This is a genomic window from Mesobacillus foraminis, from assembly GCF_004340465.1.
In the GTDB taxonomy this organism is placed as follows: Bacteria; Bacillota; Bacilli; order Bacillales; family Cytobacillaceae; genus Mesobacillus_B; species Mesobacillus_B foraminis.
In genome coordinates this window covers 310700-335581 of record NZ_SLVV01000006.1, presented here as the reverse complement: position 1 = coordinate 335581, position 24882 = coordinate 310700, and the positions used below count along the sequence as shown (strand labels likewise).

21 protein-coding genes are annotated in these 24882 nt (G+C 43.0%); 3 read left to right on the top strand and 18 right to left on the bottom strand.

Annotated elements, in window-relative coordinates; genetic code table 11:
- Nucleotides 1-148: 148 nt before the first annotated feature.
- The 7 genes from EV146_RS12780 to EV146_RS12750 form a co-directional block, all read right to left on the bottom strand.
- Complete coding sequence (locus EV146_RS12780) at nucleotides 149-1837, bottom strand: alpha-L-rhamnosidase-related protein (protein ID WP_199232681.1); 1689 nt, start codon at nucleotides 1835-1837, stop codon at nucleotides 149-151.
- 237 nt (nucleotides 1838-2074) lie between these two features.
- A complete protein-coding gene (locus EV146_RS12775) occupies nucleotides 2075-2254 on the bottom strand; it encodes a hypothetical protein (protein ID WP_121612419.1) in 180 nt (59 codons plus the stop codon).
- A gap of 108 nt (nucleotides 2255-2362) precedes the next feature.
- A complete protein-coding gene (locus EV146_RS12770) occupies nucleotides 2363-2656 on the bottom strand; it encodes an antibiotic biosynthesis monooxygenase family protein (protein ID WP_132006651.1) in 294 nt (97 codons plus the stop codon).
- Nucleotides 2657-2814: 158 nt separating this feature from the next.
- Nucleotides 2815-4143: an alpha-glucosidase/alpha-galactosidase gene (melA, locus tag EV146_RS12765; protein ID WP_132006648.1), complete on the bottom strand. Its 1329-nt coding sequence runs from the start codon at nucleotides 4141-4143 to the stop codon at nucleotides 2815-2817.
- 90 nt (nucleotides 4144-4233) lie between these two features.
- On the bottom strand, nucleotides 4234-5055 hold the full coding sequence (locus EV146_RS12760) for a carbohydrate ABC transporter permease (RefSeq protein ID WP_373566063.1): 822 nt from the start codon (nucleotides 5053-5055) through the stop codon (nucleotides 4234-4236).
- Between the two features lie 8 nt (nucleotides 5056-5063).
- A complete protein-coding gene (locus tag EV146_RS12755) occupies nucleotides 5064-5966 on the bottom strand; it encodes a carbohydrate ABC transporter permease (RefSeq protein ID WP_241993912.1) in 903 nt (300 codons plus the stop codon).
- Between the two features lie 94 nt (nucleotides 5967-6060).
- Entirely contained in the window at nucleotides 6061-7332 is a 1272-nt protein-coding gene (locus EV146_RS12750; RefSeq protein WP_132006639.1) for an ABC transporter substrate-binding protein, read from the bottom strand.
- 74 nt (nucleotides 7333-7406) lie between these two features.
- Between EV146_RS12750 and EV146_RS27570 the strand changes: the two genes are divergently transcribed.
- A complete protein-coding gene (locus EV146_RS27570) occupies nucleotides 7407-7571 on the top strand; it encodes a hypothetical protein (RefSeq protein WP_199232680.1) in 165 nt (54 codons plus the stop codon).
- A gap of 53 nt (nucleotides 7572-7624) precedes the next feature.
- Here the strand turns inward: EV146_RS27570 and EV146_RS12745 are convergent, their stop codons facing one another.
- From EV146_RS12745 to EV146_RS12735, 3 genes are all read right to left on the bottom strand, one after another.
- Nucleotides 7625-8647 (bottom strand): LacI family DNA-binding transcriptional regulator, encoded by a 1023-nt coding sequence (locus tag EV146_RS12745; protein ID WP_132006636.1) that lies wholly within the window; start codon nucleotides 8645-8647, stop codon nucleotides 7625-7627.
- Nucleotides 8648-9092: 445 nt separating this feature from the next.
- Nucleotides 9093-9632 carry a cell wall hydrolase gene (locus EV146_RS12740; protein WP_132006633.1) on the bottom strand — a complete coding sequence of 180 codons (540 nt, stop codon included), beginning with the start codon at nucleotides 9630-9632 and terminating at the stop codon, nucleotides 9093-9095.
- Nucleotides 9633-9796: 164 nt separating this feature from the next.
- Nucleotides 9797-10669, bottom strand: coding sequence for an endonuclease/exonuclease/phosphatase family protein (locus EV146_RS12735; RefSeq protein ID WP_132006630.1), 873 nt, complete (start codon nucleotides 10667-10669; stop codon nucleotides 9797-9799).
- A 182-nt stretch (nucleotides 10670-10851) separates the two neighbouring features.
- Between EV146_RS12735 and EV146_RS12730 the strand changes: the two genes are divergently transcribed.
- On the top strand, nucleotides 10852-11919 hold the full coding sequence (locus tag EV146_RS12730) for a sulfite oxidase (protein ID WP_132006627.1): 1068 nt from the start codon (nucleotides 10852-10854) through the stop codon (nucleotides 11917-11919).
- Between the two features lie 37 nt (nucleotides 11920-11956).
- Here EV146_RS12730 and EV146_RS12725 read toward each other — a convergent pair whose 3' ends face one another.
- The 3 genes from EV146_RS12725 to EV146_RS12715 form a co-directional block, all read right to left on the bottom strand.
- Nucleotides 11957-12814 (bottom strand): hypothetical protein, encoded by an 858-nt coding sequence (locus tag EV146_RS12725; RefSeq protein WP_132006624.1) that lies wholly within the window; start codon nucleotides 12812-12814, stop codon nucleotides 11957-11959.
- Between the two features lie 33 nt (nucleotides 12815-12847).
- Complete coding sequence (locus tag EV146_RS12720; protein WP_132006621.1) at nucleotides 12848-13552, bottom strand: DUF421 domain-containing protein; 705 nt, start codon at nucleotides 13550-13552, stop codon at nucleotides 12848-12850.
- Between the two features lie 584 nt (nucleotides 13553-14136).
- On the bottom strand, nucleotides 14137-17643 hold the full coding sequence (locus EV146_RS12715) for a bifunctional 2',3'-cyclic-nucleotide 2'-phosphodiesterase/3'-nucleotidase (RefSeq protein WP_132006924.1): 3507 nt from the start codon (nucleotides 17641-17643) through the stop codon (nucleotides 14137-14139).
- A 1384-nt stretch (nucleotides 17644-19027) separates the two neighbouring features.
- Between EV146_RS12715 and EV146_RS12710 the strand changes: the two genes are divergently transcribed.
- On the top strand, nucleotides 19028-19708 hold the full coding sequence (locus tag EV146_RS12710) for a LuxR C-terminal-related transcriptional regulator (protein ID WP_132006618.1): 681 nt from the start codon (nucleotides 19028-19030) through the stop codon (nucleotides 19706-19708).
- Between the two features lie 84 nt (nucleotides 19709-19792).
- Here the strand turns inward: EV146_RS12710 and EV146_RS12705 are convergent, their stop codons facing one another.
- The 5 genes from EV146_RS12705 to EV146_RS12685 form a co-directional block, all read right to left on the bottom strand.
- Nucleotides 19793-21022 carry an ATP-binding protein gene (locus EV146_RS12705; RefSeq protein WP_132006615.1) on the bottom strand — a complete coding sequence of 410 codons (1230 nt, stop codon included), beginning with the start codon at nucleotides 21020-21022 and terminating at the stop codon, nucleotides 19793-19795.
- Nucleotides 21023-21308: 286 nt separating this feature from the next.
- Entirely contained in the window at nucleotides 21309-22145 is an 837-nt protein-coding gene (locus EV146_RS12700) for an amidohydrolase family protein (RefSeq protein WP_132006612.1), read from the bottom strand.
- Between the two features lie 229 nt (nucleotides 22146-22374).
- Nucleotides 22375-23271 (bottom strand): fumarylacetoacetate hydrolase family protein, encoded by an 897-nt coding sequence (locus EV146_RS12695; protein WP_132006609.1) that lies wholly within the window; start codon nucleotides 23269-23271, stop codon nucleotides 22375-22377.
- A gap of 18 nt (nucleotides 23272-23289) precedes the next feature.
- A complete protein-coding gene (locus EV146_RS12690; protein ID WP_132006606.1) occupies nucleotides 23290-24063 on the bottom strand; it encodes an SDR family NAD(P)-dependent oxidoreductase in 774 nt (257 codons plus the stop codon).
- Nucleotides 24064-24086: 23 nt separating this feature from the next.
- Complete coding sequence (locus EV146_RS12685) at nucleotides 24087-24881, bottom strand: SDR family NAD(P)-dependent oxidoreductase (protein WP_132006603.1); 795 nt, start codon at nucleotides 24879-24881, stop codon at nucleotides 24087-24089.
- Nucleotide 24882: the final 1 nt, after the last annotated feature.

The window sequence follows — 24882 nt, the reverse complement described above, 5'->3', positions numbered from 1 at the left end:
GTGCATGTCCAAGAAACGCACTCCTCTTTTTACCTTTTATTTCACAGTGTGTATCAAGTATTTTTTCTATTCTATTTCATTTATCATCACTTCTGTATTTCCTGAACATTAGGCTTCACAAGGTTTCTCACCAAACCACAGGAAAACCTTAATGCCTTTCAATCATAATCTCTACCGGTGCATTAATGGTTGTATGTACGGAGCCGTTTCCCTGCTTAACATGCTTTACGGAAATATTACCGTAAGGCGTTGGATATTGACCCTCCACCCACTCAAGGTCACCCAGCTGGGGATTGATCTTTACCTTTTTACAGCCCGCTTCCACAATCTCGATTCCCAGAACGTATCTTGACAGCCACGCGGTAGGCCCGGAAGCCCATCCATGGCATAAACTGTGGCGGTATCCCTCGTAACAGTAGTCGCCATATGTTCCGTGAACATCTACCATACCTGGAGGAGTCAGTTCATCGATGCGGGAAGCGTTCTCAAGCCACTGAATATTAAAGTCTTCCCAGAAAGTAGTGGCCCCGAGCTTCAGCATGCCTCCCCAATATTCCCGGATACACTCCAGACTGCCTTGTATATCACCGGCTTCCGCTCTTGCCTGAAGCATATAAAAACCATAAAAGGTTGATACACCCCGGGAACCATCAACAGCAAGGACTTTTTTGTTGGCATCTTCTTTATCCATTATATTTGCCAGTGCCAGCAAGGCCGCCGCCTGCTTGCTGTTGGCATGCCAGGGCCGCTGCTGGCGCAATTTTGCTTCGTATTGATGGCACCGACTTACAGCCTCTTTCTCGCCTAAATATTGACAGAGGTTTCCCCCTTTTTCAATTGCTAAGGTAAAAAGAGCATGTATGCCTGCCATGACTCCCTCCTGATTGTCACTTGAAGGCCAGTCAAGAAAAGGATTGGGTGCCGTATTCGTACCATCTTCCTGGATATACTCACCCAACTGATCCAGTAGGGAAATGAGATAACCTTTCTGTTGCTTTAAATAATCCAAATCCCCATTTTGCATATACCAGTCATGCTGGATAATAATCCACCAGGCGGAATAACTTGGGAAGGTATTCATCCATTCAGGAAGCTCCGTTCTGTCACGAACATAGTCCAGGCTGGCAGGCACAATTTCATGCTCCCCAAACACAGCCTGTATCGTAGAGGTTTCGGGATGCATATCCCCTATCCAAATCATCCGGTCCCGTTTGATGCCGTCCCACAGGTAATCCTGCATATTCAGGTAAACCGTATAAGCTCCGGTTTCCCATATTCGATTCAGCAAGGGGTCGCTGCTTTTAAAGCTCCCTTTATACTCCAGACCACGATGTAAAAACACCGCCCGAATCGATTTGATTTGCATCATGCAATCTTCTTCTAGCAGATCAATCCGCACAAACCGAAATCCGGTGCAGCCGATTTCGTTGGCCCCCAAAAAACTGATGTCGAGGACCTGATCCCGCATTGCATGATCATTTGTAGCATTTGTCTCTCCGCCGATATCGCTCATTGCTTCCATGGCAGATTCCCCAAAGCGAACACGAACCTTTGCTGTTTTTAACAGTTCATTCTTCCTGACGCAATTCCATATGGAGATTTGAACACCGCCATGCAATTCGATTCCAAAATCCAGCAGGATGCTTGCCGGCCGCCCTTGATTGTAAAAACAAACCGCTTCTTCGGGATTAATTAAAACTTGTCCATCCCTATTTTCAAGCAATAAATGGTCGCTTTCAATTTTTGAATCGATATTATCAGATTTCCACACAATTCTGGAAGGCATAATATATTCCCGGATTCGCGGATCCTTCACCCTAGTTATGTTTGCTAGCATGCTGACTGTAATCCTCCCTCTCATCTCTTTATCCGATTAACTGGTAACGACGCTAAAATGCCGCTCACCTCTATATTTCTGGAAACTCCATTTGTTTCCTCCTTTTCACATGCAAAAAGGACTTGTCTGGAATTCCAACTGCAGAAGCTTTATTTTACGAGTCTGAATTTCCATTGGTCGATCTGCAGAATCCAGCTCTGCAGCAAAATAAAAAACAGCAGTTAAGCACTGCCGTTTTTACCCTTTGAGATAGAGCAAAGCAATGAGAAATATAATAAACCCAATCATAAAGATTGGTCCAATGCCCGAGCTGTAGACGATGTAAACCCTGACGTGGATAAGGACATTCACAATCAGCATGATCAACAGGCAAATAAGCAATAGAATGATCACATTTACATTTCGATTTCTTCTCAAAGACTCAGCCCTTTCTAGAGCATCTGTGGTTCTTCGATCCGACTCCCATGAAAGTTATCGTCCTTCTATCCTATTTGCCTGCGCCTTGAATCATTCATGAAATGCGTCCTAAAGTGTAACCTTCTCAAAATGCTCCACAGTTGGAAACGGATCATAAAAGTGATGGAGAAGTTCTTTCCACTCCTGATATTGTGGTGATTGACGAAACCCGACCGTATGGTCCTCCAATGTTTCCCACTGCACCAGTAGCAGATATTTCCCTTCCGCTTCCATGCAGCGCTGCAGTTCATGAAATATGTACCCCTTCATTGACGAAATGATGGCGGATGCCCGACGGAATGTTTCTTCAAACTCCGTTTCTGTTCCCGTTTTAACCTGCAAGATTGCCGCCTCTAATATCATATTGTTCCCCCTTGATCATCTGAAGTGATCTATTATTTTAAAAACACTCTTTATAACGTTCGACATTTTCTGCTTTTATCCTGTTTGGTTTGGCATTAAAGGACAAAATAAAAAAAGCAGTGCTGCCCATTTTACTCTGAACAGCACCGCCCATATTCTTAATTCGTTACTGGTACAGCCTTTTCTCCAGTGAATTCTGGAAGCATGTCCCCGTGCGCTTCAATTAGATCATCACAAAGGGAGATGATGTCATCCATGGAGAGCTCTGCTGCCGTATGCGGATCAAGCATGGCCGCCTGGTAAATATATTCTCTTTTCTTCGTTATTGCTGCTTCAATGGTGAGAAGCTGAGTGTTGATGTTGGTGCGGTTTAAAGCAGCCAGCTGCTCCGGCAGGTCTCCCACGTAGGTAGGAGTGATGCCGCTTCGATCAGCAACACAAGGTACTTCGACACATGCCTTTTCTGGCAGGTTTGAAATCAGTCTGCCAGTATTAAGCACATTGCCGCCGAACTTGAACGGAACGTCTGTCTCGATGGCTTCAATGATCCGGGAACCATACTCTCTCGAACGTACATGAGTCAGCGATGTATCGTTTACCAGCTCGGTCCTCATGCTTTCCCAGCCTTTAATTTGATTTTCACAGCGTCGCGGATATTCATCGAGAGGAATATTGTACCTTTCAATCAGCTCCGGATATTTTGATTTAATAAAATATGGATGATATTCTGCATTATGCTCGGAGGATTCAGTTACATAATAGCCAAACTTATCCATGAGCTCAAAGCGGACCATATCATGATGCTTTTCTTTTTGCTTTTCCCTTGCCCTTTTCTTGATTTCCGGGTAGAGATCAACACCATCCTTTGAAACCTCCAGGAGCCATGCCATATGGTTGATTCCCGCGATTTTTTCTTTTACGCCTTCCTTGTCCATGCCCAAATGTTCAAACAAATCCTTCGTGCAAATCTGGACACTGTGGCAAAGTCCAATGGTTTTGATTTTCGTATAGCGGTTCATGACCCCAGTAAGGACGGCCATTGGATTGGTGTAATTCAGGAACAGGGCATCCGGGCATACTTCCTCCATATCTTTCGCAAAATCCAGCATGACAGGGATGGTTCTCAAATTGCGGAAAATCCCGCCGATGCCCACTGTGTCCGCAATTGTCTGCCGCAATCCATATTTCTTTGGAATTTCAAAATCGATGACGGTGCTCGGCTTGTAGCCACCCACCTGAATTGCATTGATGACATACTTTGCTCCTCTTAAAGCATCTTTCCTGTCCAGATAAGCGCGAACTTCAATGTCCTTGCCGAGGCTTTGCTTCAGGTTGTTCAGCATTTGCTCGGAATCCCTTAAACGCTGCTCGTCAATATCGAATAATGCAAATTCAAAGCCTTGAAGAGCTGGAACCAGCATGCAATCTCCCAGGACATTCTTCGCAAATACCGTACTTCCTGCACCTAAAAAAGTAATCTTTGACATGATAGACCTCCTAATAATTATGAAAATAATTTAAATAAAACAGAGTCTTACAGTTTAGTTCATATTCTGGATGATGAAGCGGCACCTTTTTTACCCTTTAACAGAGCCGGATGCCAGCCCTTTAACAAAATGCTTCTGCAGAAGCAGGAACAAAATGACCATTGGCAATGTTGCCATGATGGCAGCAGCTGCAACGAGATTCATCCGGTTTGCATTTTCACCGAAGAACCCAGCAAGAGCTACCGTAATCGTCTTTACTTCCTCCGCCTGCAGGAAGAAGATCGCGAATTGATAATCATTCCAGATATAGACACAGGAAATGATCAAAATTGAGGCGGTCACTGGTTTTAACAGCGGGAAGACCACTTTAAAGAAAATGCCCAGTGTGCTTGCTCCATCGATTTTGGCCGCTTCCTCAAGCTCTTTCGGAATCGTCGAACGGATGAATCCTGCGTACAGGAAGATGGCAAGCGGCATATACGCAGCAACATTGTTAAAAATCGCAATTTCATGGGTATTCATCATTCCGATATCAACGACAAGCTGATACAGCGGAACCAAAGCCGTCAATGGCGGGATGACCATGATGGCAACAAACAGCATGAAGATGAACTTGTTCAATTTTGTCTGCCTTCTGGCGAGCGGATAAGCGGCCATGGAGCCAAAAATGATCAACAGCAGAGCCGAAAAAACCGTAATAATGGAAGTATTATAGAAAGCGCTGGATAAGTTGGCCGTTTCCCAAGCTTCCGAAAAATTTTCAATAGCGGGCTTATCCGGGAAGACCCATTTCGAACTAAAGTCTCCCTTCGCTTTTAATGCGGTTGTCACCAAAATATAGAACGGGACCATATGAATGAGTCCAATGATCAGCGCAGCAGCGGAGAGAACGATTTTCTTCCTCTTATTCATGTAGTTCATTACGCTTCTACCTCCTTGCGCTTAAAGAATACCAGTGCCGCAAGACTGATGATCAGGATGATAAAAGCCATTAATATCCCCTGCGTAGCCGCATAACCCGCGTCCTGCCTGTTAAAGTACAAGTCATACATAAAAGTGGACATGGACTGGGAAGCATAGCCTGGTCCACCGCCTGTAAGGGCAATGATGACGTCGAATAATTTTAATCCTCCAATGATGTTAATGACCATATTGATTGTGATCGAAGGCATTAATAAGGGCAATGTGATCGTCCTGAACTGCTGGAACGCAGAGGCACCATCAATTTCGGCAGCTTCATAGAAATCCTTCGAAATACTTTGAAGACCCGCCAGGTAAATAATCATCGCAATCCCTACGAACTGGAACGTGTTTACAAATACAATCAGCCAAGTATTAATGGAAGGATCGCCAAGGGCATTAATTTTATCAATTCCAAGAAGGATCAAGATATCATTAAGCGCACCGCCCTGGAAGGCAAAGAAGAAATACCAGATATACCCCATGATCAACGGACTGATGATGACTGGGAGATACACGATTGTTCTTGCGAAGGACCTCATCCTGATACTCTGGTTCAGCAGAAGAGCGTACATAAGGCCGATTACATTCTGGAAAAGGGTACTGCCCAGGCCGTAGAGCAGCGTGTTTTTCACCACAAGCCAGGTGTCGGGGTCCGAGAACATGCGTTTATACTGGTTAAAGCCAATATAATCATAGGTTTGGGAAAAGCCGTTCCAGTTAGTAAAAGAAATCTTTATCCCGCTGATAAACGGGTACAGGATAAAAAAGGACACAACGGCCAGGGCCGGAAGATACATCCACCAAAGGGAGGATTCCTTCTTGGGCTTCTTCTGTTTCTTTGAAGACGATGACCGAACCATTGTCTCTTTCCTTGTTTCTACTCCTATCATAGTCGTCCAACTCCTAGCATAGGTTTACAGGAATCTGAGGGGGATCCCCCTCTTTCCTGTCCTTTTATTTCTTTTGGTCCAATAAACGCTTGTATTCTTCTTCCATTCTCTTGGACACATCCTTAGGAGATGCTGTGCCTGAGAGCAGCTCCTGACCAGAAGCACCCATTGGATCCCACATTCCGCTTGGAAGATAGACGCGGTCGAAGTACGGTTCTACCACAATATCTTTATATTTTTTATAATAATCAGAGTAATAGTTTGTCGATTCTGTATTTGTCAGGCCTGCCGGCAGCGAGGTTCCTTCCGCAATTTCCTTTACCATTTCCGGCTGTGACAAGAATTCAATAAATTTCTTGGCTTCTTCCTTCACTTTTGAATCCTTCCAGACGGCAAAAGTATGACGCTCACCGCCAATCCAGCTTGGCTCGTCTCCCTCATGAATGGCTGGCATCGGGATCACGCCAAGCTTCACTTCCGGATTCAGTTCTTCAACAGATGGGCCAAGCATTCCGCCGCCAACGATGAAACCAATTTTATTTTGTGCCATCAATTCCGTCATTTGATGGTTTTGCGCTGTGAGCACATCCTCATTCAGATATCCTTTTTCCTGCATTTCTTTCAGCTTTTCAGGAAGGAATGTATAATTGGACCAGTCGAACGTGCCATCCAGCAGCTCTTTCTGGAAGTTATGCTTTTCATCGGTAACCAACAGCGGCGTCGCAAACTGGTCGAAATATTGGCCAAAAGCCCCTTTATCCGCACCGGCAAACCAGAGAGGTGTTACTTCCCCTTTGCCTTTTTTCTTGATGGTTTCAAGCGCAGCCATAAATTCATCAAACGTGGCCGGCGGCTCGATGCCGTACTCCTCTAGCAAACTAGCATTATATGTAAGACCGTCCTTCGCCTGGTTTAAAGGGTATGCATAAAGCTTTCCTGATTCATCCTTCAGAATCTGGTCAAGGGCGGGGTCAAGATCTTTAGCCCAGCTCATGTCACTCAAATCCTCTGTGTACTCCCCATATCGATTAATAGCCCAGCCGTGGGTGTCAAACAGATCCGGCATGTCGTTCGCTGCCATTTTGACACGAAGCATTCCTTCATATTCATTGCCAGGATAGTTATCCTTGATATCGATATCCGGATTTTCCTGTTCGAATTTCTTAACTGCGTTCTTCATGGTGATCTGGTCGGTTTCGTTTGTTACGGTTGAATACATGGTAACAACCGTCTTGCCGCCTTCCCCTTCACTTGAACTCGCCTCTTTATTATTGCACCCTGTGGCAACGGTGGTAATTGCAGCAGCAAGCATAACTGTTTTGAGCATTTTTTTCATGGAAGAACCCCCTGTTATTTTTGTTAGGAACAAAAACTAAAAAAACTCATCGTAAGTCAACTAGCTTATTCTTGATGAAGTCAAGGGGCGCCTATATAATATATAGAAGCTCCCATTTAGCAGGTGAGCAGTGGTTTTTCGCCCCTCCCAAAATGATGGCCGTCATTTTTGGGAACCTGATGGCTGGTGGCACAGCCTTCAGGCAGCGGGTGATCAACCCTTTATTGAATACAAACTAATAACGTCACTGGCAATTCCTGAACAGAATCACCTCCTTAAATGGCATTTTCGTTTACGCTTTCCTGCAGCTTTCTCTGATGACTAGCTCGGTTGGAAGTGTCACCTTCAGCGGCAGCTTCCTTCCATTGAGTCGCTCCAGTAAAAGTTTTACCCCAATCCTGCCCATTTCATTTGTATGGACTCGGATCGTTGACAGCGGTGTACTTGCGTATCGTGCCATTTCAATATCATCAAAAGAGATGACGGCGACATCTTCCGGAACCTGAAGGCTTGCTTCCTGCAGCGCCCTCAGTGCTCCTATAGCCATCGGATCGCTTGCAACGAAGAATGCCTCAGGCAAGTCACCTGACAGAATAGCTTTTTTCATCAGTTCATAGCCATGAGCCATCGTAAATTCATCAATATAGACCCATTCCTCTTTATACATGCCTTTTTCCTTCATCACTCTCTCGAAAGTCGTATGGCGCTTGTCCTCATAGGTAATCGATTCATTTTTTAAATGAAGCCTTTCTCTTCCTCCGATATACCCAATCGTTTTGTAGCCCGCATCCAAAAAGTGCTTCAGGACTTTTTCTGTTGCTTTCTCAAAGTCAATAGCAACAGAATCATAAAGATCATCATCGGGTGAATGGTTGATGTAAACAACATTTTCGAGGTCACGTGCCCCTTTCAGTGCGGACTCCTTCAGCCTGCCAATAACAATCAAGCCATCCAATCCTTCCACATGCTGATCCGCGTCCGTCTCGCGCAGCCTGAACATCGTGGTTTTGATCCCATGGCTTGAGAGTTCAGCCTCGACTCCCTGCCGGATGGATAAAAAGTAGGGATCACTCAGCTCTTCTTCAACGTTTTGGCAAAGGACAATTCCCACACTTACCATTTCTTTTTTGGAAGCTTTCTTTTTTTGAAGGATTCTTCTTTCCAAAATCGTTTTATAGCCTAATTCTCTTGCGGCCTGCAGGATTCGTTCACGCGTTTCGTCCAGCACCGAAATGGTTTCATCATTATTAAGGACTCTGGAAACCGTAGAAGCAGAAACATGGGTCCTGTCTGCAATATCTTTGATCGTAACCATTATTAATGCCTTCTTTCTTTTCCCATTAACAGCGATAGAATTTTTGTCTGTTATTTACTAAATAATTTACTTGCTGTACATGTATAGTAACAAAATATGAAAAGGCTTACAAGTAAAAATTTGATTTTTACAAAAATAATGAATCTTTTGGACCATTTAAGCTTATTTACAGAAAAAGAGTAGTATTTGGCACAAAAATTGCTAGAAGGCCCATTAAAAACCTAAAACTCTCCCTTAACCTGGGTCCCTCCGTTAGTTAAAAACTGCTTTTTGCAGAGCCGATTAGCATTTAGAGGTCCATCCCCGATCTTCCGTCATGTTAAAGGACACCATTTACCGGTAAATATTTTACTGGTTAAAACATGTATCACGCCATATTCATCTGAAGTCCTTTGGTTTCATAAAAACAAAAAAGCGTGCAGCTTTTTCGTGCTGGACACGCTTTTTAGATAGCAAATGAATGGTTCCCAATTGTCTTAACAACATCCCGGGAGAAAATCCAATCACTTGTTGCTGTATCTGGATTATAAAAGTAAAGCAGTTCCTCGTTCGCCCCACGCTCTCCCTGTTCTTCCAAAGCTTCCTCAACGGCTTCTACAGCTTCCTTGCTGGCAGGCTTATTAATCGAGCCATTTTGAACAGGTTCAAAAGCATTTCTTTGGTATATCACTTCTTTTACTGAGTCCGGAAATTGTTCATGATCCACACGATTCAGTACAACAGCTGCAACTGCCACTTTCCCATTAAAGGGTTCCCCCTTGGCTTCAGCGTGAACAAGGCGCGCCAGCAGTTTCTTTTCCTCTTCTTTTATAAATCGCGAGTCTGTGACTGCAGATTTTTTCGTGTCAATCTCGTTTTGCTTGTATGTTAAAGGATCACTCGTCTGTTTTTCCTCTTCTTTTTTAGACGTCAACGGCGCGGCGAACACTTTATATGAACCAATGACCAATGTCATAACAATGACCAAGGCAAAAATTTTCTTCATTTTGTATACCTCCTGTTTGTTTTTGTGTATTAAAAACAGGTCCTATTCAAGGCTAACAGGTTTACAGGCAGAACTCATTAGTGAATAATTGGAGGCATTTCCAATGGATGAGTTTACATGGCAATAAAAAACCCTGCCACAAGGACAGGATTCCGGTAAAAACATTACTTATGGCCATTTAAAAAAGGGCTTTCGCGTTCCAAAACGATTTCCGCCACAATTGGCAGATGGTCCGAAGCCAGGCTCCGGATTACATGACTGTTTGTTATTTCAATATCCCCAGATGTAAAAAGATAATCGATACGCTTTGACGGATTTTTTGCAGGGTATGTAAATGCATCAGGGCTTGACGCAAAAACATCCCTATAGTTTTCATACATTGGTATCATTTCTTTACTTTCGGGCGTTGCATTAAGGTCCCCTGCAAAGATCTTAGCACCTTTTGAACTGCTTGCCAACTCAATCATTTCTTGGATCTGGATTTCTCGTTCAGCAGAGGTTAACGCGAGATGCGTATTATAAAAATGAAGATGGTTTCCCTTCACATTAATAATTGCCTCTAATACTCCTCGCTGCTCTGTGTTCCCGATCTTAGTCAGGGAATGATTTTCTGAATGCAGGATTGGATATTTGCTCAGGATAGCTGTTCCGTACTGCCTGCGCTCCTCACCTTCCTTTAAAGGATCCCGGTCCAGATTAGGAGCATATGTATAAAACATTCCCAGACGCTCGGCCAAAAGCTTAGCCTGATCTTGAAATTCACTACGTTCAGACCAATGGTTGTCCACCTCTTGAAGCCCAATAATATCTGCCTTTTCCTGCTCAATAATCTCTGCAATTCGTTCCAGGTCTAAAACACCGTCGACGCCTTCAGCGTGATGAATGTTATAGGACATGACATTGACCGTTACACTTTGTCCATGGCCGAAACTCGCCTCCTGTGCCGACACAGATGTTTCGATTCCCAGGAAAAGCAGTAGCAGCACAATCATGGTTCGAAATGTCCTTCCAATCATATTGTCATTCACCAGTTCCATGTTCATTGCCTCCTCTAAAAGAATTAGTTCTAAGAGAGGATACCAAATGAATGAAAACTCAGTATGATTTAATTGTTAAAAATAGGTTAAGTGCAAAAATCCTTCTATATTCCCTTCCAGAGATATTTTGAGCAACAGCAGCATAATTTGTAACTAGTTGTCTTCATATAGGAGGAATGCCGATGAATTCCCACCGTTCCTGGGTACAGCCGTTTCTGACCACAAAGAGTTTACTACCGGAAAATCAGGAATCACCCATAGAGTTTATCGAAAGTGATACAGTTGATAGCCGTTTATTTTACAGGCGAAATCATTTTTTATACCCAGTTTTTCCTTTTAACAGCTATTGGCTTCCAATTGGTGGCGCCGTAACCCGCTCAAAACTGTTTTCAATGGACGACCTCTTCCGCTTCCCCTCCAAAACAATTAAAATTGTCCTGGAATGTGCCGGAAACAAACGCCGTCTTTTTAACCCAAAAGTCTATGGTGAGCAATGGGACAAAGGAGCAATCAGCCAGGCCGTCTGGAAAGGTGTCCCTCTCCGCATACTCCTTGAAAGTGCAGGAATAAAAGAAGGGGCCAAAGAGGTGGTCGTCGAGGGGTATGATTATGGACCAAGGAGCGACCTGAATCAAGTCTACCCATATGCGAGAAGCCTGCCTCTGGAGAAGGCAATGGATTCTGATACAATAATAGCCTATGAATTCAATGGCAGGCCCATTCCCTTTCAGCATGGCTACCCCTTAAGACTTATTGCCCCGCAATGGTACGCTATGGCTTCTGTTAAATGGATCAAGCACATTACTGTCATGGACTCAGAATTTTCTGGACCTTTTCAGTCCATCGACTATGTTTACTATCCACATAAAGATAACGAAAAAGATGCAAGACCTGTCACCGAGATGAATGTGAATTCCACCATCCAAAACCCTAAGGATATGGATATTTTAAATGCCGGAACCCATATCATTAACGGAATCGCCTGGACTGGCAAAGGCCGCATTACCATGGTTGAGGTCAGTCTGGACAAGGGGCACACATGGAAACAGGCCGAAATACAAAGGCATGGCAGCACAGAATATAGCTGGGTTCGGTGGTCCTATAAATGGACGGCCGCCGAACGTGGTGAATACAAGATCATGTCGCGTGCTAGTGATTCCTTTAAACGGAAACAGCCAAGCCAGCCTTTCTGGAACCGGAAAGGCTACGGATACAATGCTGTTGATCATATTAAGGTGAAAATCGAATAGATCATGAGTCTGCTCATTGGTGCTAGCCGGGAACCTTTCATGAGTCAAGGTTTTCACTCATCGTATAAAAAGTTCGGATGCATTTGTTATCAGGACTCATGAATAATTCCAGCTGGTACTTTACACCATTCAAAGTGAAATATTCGACGGCCTCCTCATTTAACATGGCCCGGACAGTTCCTAAAGCCAGAAGGCCTTCTGCACTCATTCCAACAAAGAATCCGCACCTCTTTTTTGAGATATCAATGAAACGCCTTTTTTCATAATCAAAGGCCTTTAAATGGTAGCCCATCGTTAAGACATACGGAGCTGTTCTCTTTTGTATCTCAAGGTTTAGGCAATCCAGTTCAATCTGGTCCTGATGAAGCTTGTTCAGATCGGGATTGTCCTCAAGATAGTATTTATACCAAAAATGGTGTCCAACCAGCCTTTTTCGATTCTGTTCTCCAATGAACACATGTTCAAAGCCGGATAAGTCTTTTCCGCTGTCCCAGTTAAATTGCCGAAACCAGCGGTCATGCAAATAGGTATACCACTCCTGATCACCAATTTGGACACCTGACGTTTTCTCCATATATTCCTTCGCGACCCGGAGAGGAGGAGTTTCCATTGCCGTGAGTAAAAACTCCTGCACTTCCCTTGATTCACTCCTGTTGCTTCTCTCTTTTCTGGTTTGATCTAAGGCATAGTTATCAAACAGCTTTTCAACCAATTGATAGCTGCCTCTTTTGTGGTCTGGTATATGGACTTCCTTGAAAAGTGAATGCTCTGGGCCACAGCTTTCCAGATCTACCACAACAAAGCCCTCTGACAGGTTTCTATTTTCCTTGGCTGTAATTGGCCGGATGCCGTTGCCCATCATATCTGCATCCCAAATCCTTTGATAAATATCCATATCTGCTCCTCCTGAAGCGTACGTACCATTTCGTTATTTATATAAAAACACCTTTAATTTCTCTTTCCGGTCAAGAGTGGCTAACAGTACATTTTTAATTTCAGTCTGGTAATTCCGTTTTAGGAATGAAACGACCCATTCTTCATCCTTATGGGTTTTTTCCAATTCCTCAATATTCAATCTTCCTTCTTTTATAATCGTCCGCGGGAAATCGAAAGAATCTGCTTCCATCTTTAAAAATGCGGGCGTCACCGGTTCATACTTAGGATGTAAAAAAAATGAAATTTTCCCGTTTGCTTCCCAATTGGCCAGTGCAACCTTTTTTATATCCTCTACCTTTGCCTCCCGCAACTCTTCTAATAAAACATCAATTGAGATTCTGGCTTTATTTAAACTTTTATATAAAATTTCTCCGTCCTCAATGATCGTAATCGGTGCGGAATTCAGCAGCCTTCGGAACCACGGCCACCGCAAGAGCAAATATATGCCTCCCAGATACAGAGCCACCAGGACAACCGTCGTAATGACGGATCCTTTCAGCCCCAGATCTTCATCTGATAAAGGATGGGCGATAATATTCCCAATCACGAGCGCCATGACGAAATCCAGCAGCCTTAGCTGGGCGATGGCACGCTGCCCCAGTACTCTCGCAACAATTACCAAGAAAATAAAAGCCACCACAGCCCGAAGAACCCATTCCATAGCGGTCAAAGATTCCTGGCTTTGAAAAAAGTCCATCCTAGACACTTCCTTTAAACCCAATAAACTTCTACTTAGTTTGACTCGGAATACGGTTTATTAACCGGCAAACTGTCTTTCTTAGGAAAAACTGAACTTTAAGGACAAAAAAATATCCTTAATTGATATTCACATGGACTGGAGTATCAGGAAAAGCCCCTTTCAGTAATGAAAGAAGGCTAATTTATTACTCCACATCTTTATATTTATTTTACAGTCACCTTTGTTGCTTTACTCTTGTTGCCTGCAGGATTCAACTGCATAATATGTTAAAGAAATACCTTTTTCTTGCTTGGAAATTCTAAAATTCCTTATAGAATAAACTATTTTTTTAATTTTTTCCTTTTTTTATACAAATAAACAGTAGACGCCTTTTCAGCTTTCCCGCTGACACTTTGTGATTTATAAGTAACTTTTGTTTATGCTGGGCTATTTTAAAGCAATTTAATCTATATTGGTTACTTTAATCTACCTAGCAACACTCTGTCTTCTGCCTGGTCAGATGCCATCGCAACAAATGTACCATTCTTACTAACCTAAAAAAAGACTGCAAAGATTCTAACAATCCCTGCAGTCCTTTTAAATTAGTTAACCCTTGTAATTCTTCCTTCTGCCTTGTAGTCAATTGGAGAAGTCAAGGACTTAACATAGTCGACGGTTGCATCCAGGTCGATTGGACCCACTTCCATGTCAGTGGAAAGCTTGCCGATGCTTGTCGAGATATTGCCATACATATAGTTGTTGACAACCACTGTGTATTCTTTTGCTGGATCGACTGGCGTTCCATCAGGCAATGTGATATCAACGACTTGGCCTGTTTTAGCAGCATCATCATACTTGTATGTGTACTTGAAGCCTGCAATATGGTAATCAAGTCCGCGAGTGGTAATCTGTTCATCCAGGATGACCCGGATGTCCGCACCGCTGAGCTTCACTTTGTTCAATACATTTCCGAATGGCTGGATTGCGAACAAGTCACCGTAGGAAACTTCACCTGCTTCAAGCGGCGAGCGCACGCCTCCCCCGTTCATCATCGCGAAGTCAGCATCCATAGCAGCCACCATGCCATCTGCAATCAGGTTTCCTAGGCCGAGGTCTCCAAATTCTTTTGCGACGGTTGGGTAGCCTTTTTCAAGAGTGGTCAGAGACTGGCCGACTACCTGTGCCTTGATTGGCTCCGCTTTTTCTTCATACTTGTCCATGATTGCAACTACCTCCGGATCTGGAGTATAGTCATTTTGAAATACAGTCTTGATTTCAGCTGACTTTTTATAGATGTCCCCCGTTGTCGGATCAATTTCAACTTCTACATCGGAGTAAGCTGAACCATAGGAATACGCCTGGACAATCAGCTTGTTGTCTACCACGCGGTTTACCTTTACGTGGTTATGAGCAGCAAAAATAACATCTACTTCGTCGTTGACCTGCTCAGCAATTCTACTTGCATCAAAAGCATCCGTATAGCCTGTCTGAATAGCAGGATTATGGGCAAGAACAGCGATGGCTTCAACGCCTTGATCTTTTAGCTCAGCAGTATATTTGTTGATGGCTGCAGCTTCGTCCGTGATTTCAAGGGTTTCGTTCCCTTTTCTGACGATCTGTGTTGGAGTTTCCTGGGTTACTACCCCTATGACACCAATTTTTTGGCCGCCTGTCTCCAGTACGGTATATGGTTCGGTGATCAGCTTGCCGTCTCTTGTATCATAGGCATTTGCTGCTACAAGCGGAAAATCAATGCCATCATAGCCTTGTGTACCATTCAGATGGTCGCCGCCGTTGATCATGCGCTTCAGCTCGTCAATTCCTTCATCAAACTCATGGTTTCCTAATGTCCCAGCATCGAAACCAATTTCCTCCAGGATTTCGATCGTTGGCTCATCCTGGAACAGGGCAGAAATCAGCGGGCTTCCGCCAACCATGTCACCAGCGTGCAGCATAAGTGTGTTTGGATTTGTTGCTTCTTCCTGCTTCAATGCCGCTGCCGTATATTCGATATGTCCTGCGTTTTGGCCGCTTACTTTTGTAACAGTGTCAAGCTGTCCATGAAGGTCATTTACGCCCAAAAGCTGGACTTTGACGCCGCGGTTGAGGTCAAATTTGAAAATCCCAAACCCATTGCTATCAGTCTTGCCAGTATAAGAGAACGGGCTGCCTTCACCAATGTATTTTTCAGCCTTAGGCGAAGTAGTGAACGTTACGTTTACGTCACCGGAGATTGGGGCGATGGACCAGTTGTTATCTGCCGTTGGAGTGATTTCTTTTACTTCAGAAATATAGTCCATCAGCACTTGACGGTTTTCATCCGCAGAATCAACCACAAGCTCGCTTCCCTTTAATCCTGGGAAGTTTCCGCCTCCGCCAGCACGGTAATTGTTCGTGACAACAATGAATTCCTGGTCAGGATCCACCGATTCGCCGTTATACTCAAGGTTTACGACACGGCTGGAGTCAGGATTAATGAGAACACCCTTCGAATCATATCTCGCTGGCTTTGTCACATCGATCTGGTATTCCACCCCGTCAATGACATCAAAGTTGTATACAGGGAACGCTGGATCCAATAATGCTTGTTCAGTTGTTTTTGAAGGATCAATGGTATTGAATTTCCCAGCAGTCATCTCGATCCATTCTTTTACAACGGAACCCTTGATTTTCACTGCTTTCAGCGTGTTGTCATAAAGGTAAAGGTCACCGGCACTGCGGATCGTCAAGTCCCCTTTATTGATTTCAGTGTATTCTTCCACACCGTTACGGCCAGCTTTGAAAGGCGCCCCTACAGATAAAATTGGCAAGTCCTTCAGTTCAGGCTTGTTCAACGCGATATACTTTTCGACATACCATTTTTGGGCATTGGTCACGACCTGGATTGATGGGTCATCCTGCACTAGTGCAAAGTAGCTGTAGATATCGTCTGTTGTTGTTCCGATTGGTGTGTTCACATACTGGATGGTTGCGTCGTGATCAGCTGTTACTGCCTTTACAATGGCTTGATCCGGTTTCACGTTATCCACCGATTTTGTAGATGACTTGGAGCCCGCAACCGACCATTTGCCCTTTACTTTCTGTAATTGCAAGTCAATGATTCCCAGTGAACCGCCGCCATAGCCGGCTTGGACCGCCGCTACGCCATTGATGGTCCCTTTTTCGTTATCAACGCCAGGAAGCGGTTTTCCATCCGCGCCCTTGAATAAGGCATCCAGGCTTGTCTCATCCTTTGCGGGGAATACTTTATGTGTGTGCGAGAAGGTGATCGCATCAATTCCCTCAACTTTGCTAAGTGCATATATCGTATCTTCTGTGTTGGCTTCACTTCCGCTAAAACCGGAGTGAGCCATAGCAATAACGACATCTGCTCCGGCTTCCTTCATTTGAGGAATATATTTTTTCGCAGATTCAATAATATTTTTAGTGATAACCTTGCCATCCAGATGGGCCTTATCCCACTCATTGATTTGAGGAGGAACGAAACCAATGTAACCGACTTGAATGACATTCGTCTTTCCGTTTTCATCTTTGACTTTTTTATCAACAATTTTAAATGGAGTGAATTTATTAACGTCATTGTCCGGATTGCTGTCTTTGTCGTCTACATAGACGTTGGCATTGATGACAGGGAACTCTGCATCGTCATAGACTTCGTCAAGGAATTCGAGGCCATAGTTGAACTCATGGTTTCCGAGCGTTGCTACATCATAGTCCAGCATATTCATCGCTTTAATGGCCGGATGCTCTTCTCCCTCTTCCAGTGGATCGATTTTGGCTTTATATGTGCCAAGGGGTGTACCTTGAATCAAATCTCCATTGTCCACCAGCACGGAGTTGTCTACTTCTGCCCGGGCTTGTTTGATCAGCGTGGCTGTTTGAGCCAGCCCAACCTTAGGTGCTTCAGCATTCTTGTAATAATCATAGTTTAATAGATTTGTGTGAATGTCAGTCGTCTCCATGATACGAAGTTCAACCTTAGATTGAATCTTGTCTGTGGAAGGTTTTGCAGCAAGTACATTCGTTGGCACTAAAGGTGCTGCCAGCACACCAAGTGCAAGTGTACTAGATAAAATCATTTTACCCCTATTTTTGCTCCCCGATTTCATTCGTTCCATCCATCCCTCTATTTAATTTGAGCTTGCTAACTCGGCTCTAAACTTAAATATAGCAGAATTCTTTTAAACTAGTGTAAATATTTTTAATAATGGTAATAATGAACTATGTAAAAATTCTTAGAGGAATTTTATCAGCTTAATAATCCAATTTAGTAGGTCTAAATACACGTGAATTTTTAGAACTTTCGCACTGTAAACGGTTAAACATTTGAAGTGTAATTTTAATGTAAAATTATCATAAAATTATGATATGGATAATAAAGGAATTGGTTTATCGATAGATGCACCATATTAATTTACATAATATTTTTATGGTTATCTACTCTCTTTTATTCTTTGCTTCACCTACTTCCTTAAAAGAAAGCTTGGCAATTCTTTTGGAGAGCTTATCTAAAAACTGTTCCCCAACCTTCTAATAACAGTTTGAATCTATTAAGGATTCATCCTTCACTTTTTTCGTCAATTACCCCTGCTCTTTAGTAGCTTACAGTCATCTAACCAACTAAAATAGCCACAACAATTCAGTTGTCAGGGGAGCTTACATGGAAGTGGGGGCAGAGTTCTTATTATAGGACAAGCTGTTATATTCATAGTTTTGTGAGCTCGCTAGTGGGGCTTTTATCGGTTCTTCTGGGGAATCAGGATCAGTATCTTTCTTTGTGACCTCGAGTTTTTCCGGTAATCTGGAACAGTTTCTTTCTACGTGACCTCAGGTTTTGGTTTTCCCGGCGAATAGGCAACTAGAGCCTCTCTATATAAATTTGGTTTTCGGGTTTCTTGGAGAACAGGCAACTAAGGCCTCTCTACGTGACCTCCGCCATGGGGTTTAACTGAAAAAAGGCACATTGAGCCTTTCTATGTAACTTCAGCCTTGGGGTTCCCTGGGGAAATGGGGATATAGAGCCTTCCTACGTGACCTTACCCTTCGGTTTTTCTGAGGAACGGGGACATAGAGCCTTTCTACGTGACCTTACCCCTCTGTTTTCCTGAGGAACGGGGATATAGAGCCTTTCTACGTGACCTTACCCCTCTGTTTTCCTGAGGAACGGGGACATAGAGCCTTCCTACGTGACCTTGGCATTTGACATTCATGGCGGACGGGCATGTAGATCCTTGCATTTGCTTTTGCGTTACCTCCCTCCCCTTTTCCCACCAAGTCCGGGCACGCATTTTCTCTTGGCATGACCCCACCATCCTCTTTTCCACCAACCACAGGCAAGCATCCATCGTCTTGCATTTCCGTTACAGTTCCGTCCGCTTCTATATCCCCCAACCACCAAGATTTCCTTTTAAAAAACTAGCAAATATAGTTTTTGGAATATATAGAAAATTCTTTGTATTTTATGTATACTATCTCTAGAAAGGAGATGGAAGGATGCTAGAAGAGAAGATTCGTAAACTGGAAAACATAACGAACCAGGATGACCTTTTATACCAATCCATGGAATTATATATGGAGACATTTCCTGTGAAAAATTGTTACTTATTCCGTTATTCTTCCATCGGGTACCTTGCGGAGGGCATTGTTCTGCTAACACCGACTGAACTTATCCACATACGGGAGATCAGGGATGACATCCGCTCCTTGCCGATTATTTTTTCCTCGATTCAGGAGCGGAAGGCTAAATACTGTACCGGGATTGAATACTTCAAACAAGCCAGCAGCAAGTACACCTTCGCATCCACCGTTACCTCCATGCTGATTGTCCCGATTTCCTTCCACAGTGTTGTCATTGGATATTACCTCACCAATGAATTCACCCAAAAGGCTGCTTTCGATGATAAAATGCTTTCTTCGTTTACTGCATTCGGAAAGGTAGTAGGAAGTGTTCTCGAAAAGAACACGAGCCATACCCCTTCGCAAGAATTGAGTAAACGAGAGCTTGAGGTTATGAAACGGATTTCGTGGGGAGAAAGCACAAAGGAAATGGCGGACTCAATGAATATCAGTGAATTGACGGTTAAGCAGTATGTGAAGTCTGCTATTTCAAAGCTTGGCGTTCAAAACCGCCCGCATGCAGTAAGCGAGCTGTTTCGAAAAGGAATCATCTCCTAGAAAATGTAAGCGTTTCCTTTCAATTTTTACTTAACCATAAAAAAAGTGGGAAAGTCTTCCTCCCGCTTTTTTTTATGAAAAGAATTAAGTAGATTTGATATATTCTTGAGTCAATGCTGGAAGAATGATTTCAATTGTAGTGCCCTCATTGACTTTACTGGAGATTACTAACTCTCCATTATGGCTTTCAATGATTTTATAGGAGGTCATCAGACCTAGGCCTGTCCCCTTTTCTTTTGTGGTATAGAAAGGCTCTCCAAGGGTCGGGATTCGGTCCTCCGGGATCCCCATGCCCTGGTCGGTAACCTGAATGGAGATTTTTCCGTCTTCCTTTGCCATTGCCCTGATTTCAACAATGCCTCCCATTGGCATTGCTTCGATTGCATTTTTTAAAAGATTGAGGAGCACCTGCTTCAGCTGATTCTGTTCACAGCTGATCATGGGCAAATCCCTGTCAAATTCCACAAAGATTTGGACGTTGTTTAAAAGTGACTGGTTGTTGAATAAAGTCACTACATCCCTGATCAATTCTTTTACATCCTGTTCGGAATAAACTGCTGCACTGGGTTTGGCCAGGACCAGGAATTCGCCGACAATGGCATTGATCCTGTCCAGCTCGGACAATACAATGTCATAATATTCTTTTTGCTGGTTCTGGTCCTTGAATAGCTGAACAAATCCTTTTATGGATGTGAGAGGATTGCGGATCTCATGGGCAATACCCGCAGCCATCTGGCCCAAAAGTGCCAGCTTTTCAGATTTTTGCAGAAGCCGTTCCGTCTGGGCTTTCCGTTCAGAGACATCCTTTCCAATCGACAGCACGGCCTCTTCGCCGAAAAAAACAATCCGCTGCGAAGATACTTCTAAGAAAAACGTTGTCTGGTCAAGGCGTTTTACCTTGTGTTCCATATTATGAAGGGGCTTCTGTTCTTTCATTGCAAGGCGGATGCGCTCCCTCAGCCTTTCTTCATATTCGGCTGGAATAAAGTCAAAAATCGACAACCCTATAACCTCTTCCTTGCTCTTTGCCCCAGCTGCACTGACAGCCGCCTGATTCGCGTAAAGGATGACAGAGTTGCTATGGATTACGACAATCTCCAGCAAGGAATCAATCAATTGCTTATAACTTACTTCACTGGAATGCGCCTTCTTCCCATAAAAACGAGCCAGGTCATATTGCCACCCTACAAGCCAGGCGATGAGGGAAAAAATAAGAAAATCCGCAGTGAAAAAAGGCTCTCCGTACACCAGCTTTTGATAGGAAGTAAACAATACAGAAATCAGTACCAGAGTCAGTTGTCCCCATTTATTCATCGCAAAATTCCTCTTCAAAAGATTGACTTGTTACTATCATAGCATATGGAAGGAAAAAACTAGTAAAATAAGAAGATAAAATAAGAATGCCGTCCCATGACTTAATTCCCCCTGAATGGATTCTTAGATAAATAGATTTCTCCACGGAGTAATTTTTCACGCTCCACTTCATCGTTCTGTAAGCCGAAGTCTTCTTTCAGCAATGCTTGTATTGGCGATTTCTAGACAGCGTTTCACTTCATAATACGCTTCCAGTCCTTAAATGTCTGATTTAAATCAAAGAAAGTTATTTGGAGGAAATATGATAAAATCTAGCACAATTTTCTCCTAATATTTGATCCTTATACTCAGGCGCAAAGTTGTCGACATAATCGAGGACTATTCCCATGACTGTTTCATACCGGTTACTAACAGTACAAACAGGCCAATCTGAACCAATCATGATCCTATTTGGACCAAATGCTTGAAACACAATGTCCAAATAATCTTTGAAGTCCTCTGCTCTCCAATTCTTCCAACTTGCCTCGGTGACCATTCCTGATAATTTTACATATACATGATCGTGTGCCGCCAGCCTTTGAAGGTCTTCTTTCCAAGGCGAAAATTTCTTATTTTTAATATCAGGCTTCCCAATATGGTCTAAAACAAAGGGTTGTTCAGGGAACTTTTTGACAAGATCAATTGCGCAGGGTAAATGCCGAGGATATATCAGCAGATCATATGTAAGTCCGAAGTCGTGGAGTGCGCTTATTCCTCTTTGAAAATCTTCTCTTAGCATAAACCGGTCATCTGGTTCATCATGTACCACATGACGGATCCCTTTTAAATAGGGATTATCACCAAAAAGTTTTAATTGTTCAATAACGTTTGGAGAATTTAAATCAACCCACCCAACAATGCCTTTTATAAAGTCATATTCCTTAGCTAATTCTAAAAGCCACTGGGTTTCATCTACATGTTGCCGTGCTTGAACAACAACAGCGCCGTCAAAGTCTATTGATTTTAATACTATATTAAGATCTTCAGGTAAATAATCGCGCCGCAGCTCAGACATTTCCTCGCTAATCCAGCCATACTCCGACTTGTTGTAAACCCAAAAATGTTGATGTGCGTCAAGTTTCATAACAAACTTAAAACCCCTCTCCTTCGATAAGAATATAAAACAATAGAATATTAGAAAGCATAATACCTGGAACTTTAAGTTAAATTGCGAAAATGGAATTTTTAGAGAGAGAGTATTATCTTTAGAATAAAAAAATACCCTTCTTGGAACAAGTTTATTAAAAACTAAAACAGAGTACGAAAACTAAGATTCAACTTTCGTACTCCTATCCTTATATAGCAATATATAACTACTTTTCTTCAACAAACCTATTGGTTAATTTCCCTAGTTTTTCAATTTCAACAGTTACCTCATCACCAGGTTTTATATAAACTTGTTTTTCGGATGGGTATCCCAGGACGACCCCCTCAGGTGTCCCAGTCAATATAACGTCTCCTGGTGTAAGAGTCATATGTTGAGAGATATAGCTGACAATTTTATCTACGTAAAAAATCATATCTGAAGTGTTGGAATTTTGACGGACTTCTCCATTTACATATGTTTTTAAGTTAAGATTATTCGGATCCCCAACTTCATCTGCTGTTACAAGGTATGGGCCCATTGGACTGAAGTCATCACAGGTTTTCCCTAATAACCATTGCGGTGTTTTCATTTGCAAATCTCTGGCAGATAAGTCATTTACTGTGCAATAGCCAAACACATGGTCCAAAGCGTTTTCCTTTTCCACGTACTTTGCTTCCTTACCGATTACAACTCCTAATTCTACTTCATAGTCCAGCTTCTCGGTTACTTTCGGCACAGCAATTTCACAATTATGTCCTGTTAATGTATTGTTGAATTTATTGAATAATATAGGTACTTCAGGATAGGCGGCATTGGTTTCATCCGCATGCTTTCGATAATTCAATCCTACACAAATAATTTTGTTTGGTTGGGTTACACATGGTGCCCATTTTATTTCTTCTTCATTTTTAAAAAACGAAGAATCTGCCTCAATTGAAAGATTCCTAATATAGTCGTCGATGGCATTAACAGCATCTTCGCCGCCTGCAATTACATCCATGATAGTTGTTGGAATTCGATCACTGGGTCTTACGGCCAATGCTGCTTCAAGATCGACAATCCTGTTATCCATTTTCACACCCAGAGTCTGTTTGCCTTCTTTATTAAACGTTAGAAATTTCATTTTTATCCTCCTGGTTTTTTAAGCATTTTTGCCAAATACTACGCCGCCGTCAATGTAAAGAGGAGAACCCATCATAAACCTTGATTCATCTGAGGCCAGGAAAAGAGCTGCATTTGCCACGTCCTCCGGTCTTCCTAATTCTCCACTTAGTTGGCGGGTTTTGATGGTGGCGATTGCTTCCTCAGGGTTCTCATAAGACTCACTTAAGTACTTTTCTACAAACGGAGTAAATATGGTTCCCGGCAATAGTGCATTTACGCGAATATTATAAGCTGCATAATCGACTTGCATTGATTTCGTTAATGCCAATATAGCTCCTTTAGTTGTGGAGTAAGAAGCGCGCTTGGCCAGTCCCATTTCAGCAATACAGGAAGACATATTGATGATGGAGCCATTCTTTTGCTTCATCATATGAGGAAGGACATATTTGCTTGGAAGCATCACGCCATTGATATTGACATTCAGTGTTTTATTCCATGCATCCAAGTCCACTTCGTGAATCATGCCGACACCGCTGACGCCCGCATTATTAAATAAGACATCAATTCTCCCATATTTGTTGATAGCTTTATCCACCATTGCTTTTACTGAGTTAGCTTCTGTTACATCACCTTGAATAAAGAATGCTTCGCCATTTGATTTTCGAATTTCAGAAACCGTTTCATTGCCGCTTCCTTCATTAAGATCATTGACAATAATGGAAGCTCCTTCTTTTGCAAACAGGATAGCCGTACTTTTTCCAATACCTGAGCCAGCTCCCGTGATAAGGACCACTTTTTCTCTCAACCTCATTTTTGTCCCCCTTTCTATTTCGATTAATGTTCAAGGTGGTCTTCCGGCTGAGCGGCTTTGACCGTCAAACCACCATCCACCATCATTAAATGCCCATTGATTTGTTCCGCTTCGTTTGAGGCCAGGAACACCACTGCATCCCCTATTTGTCTAGCTGTTCCCAAACGTTTCATTGGATTTGCTTCGATTTCCTTACTTCGAATCTCAGGATTAGACAGAAAATCTGTGCACATATCTGTATCAACAGTGCTGGGCCCTACCGCATTAACATTAATGTTGTATTTTCCAAGCTCAATCGCCATCCCTTTTGTCAGCATGTGCCCCGCTGCTTTAGAGGATTGATAATGTGGAATAACCGGACTTGTGACCATAAGGCTGGCAGTGGATAAGATATTAATGATTTTTCCATAACGCTTGGGAATCATCTTTTTTGCCGCCAGCTGGGAGGTAAGGAAAATTGATTTTACATTGGTATTAAAGGTACGGTCCCACGTCTCTTCGGTTACTTGCATAAAAGGCTCAAAGGGAGCTATTCCTGCATTATTGACCAGGATCTCGACTTCTCCGAGCTGGTCCTCTACTGCCGCCATCATGCGCTCTACTTCCCGCTTACTTCCGACATCAGCCTGGATGACCATTGCCCTCCTGCCAAATGCCTCTACTTTCCTCTTTACTGCTTCTGCTTGTTCCCTAGAACGATCAGAGTTAAAGTTAATTGCAACATCTGCTCCCTCTTCTGCTAATCGCAAAACGATTGCTTCGCCAATTCCACGGTTTCCCCCGGTCACTAAAGCAACCTTATTCAATAATCGGTTCATA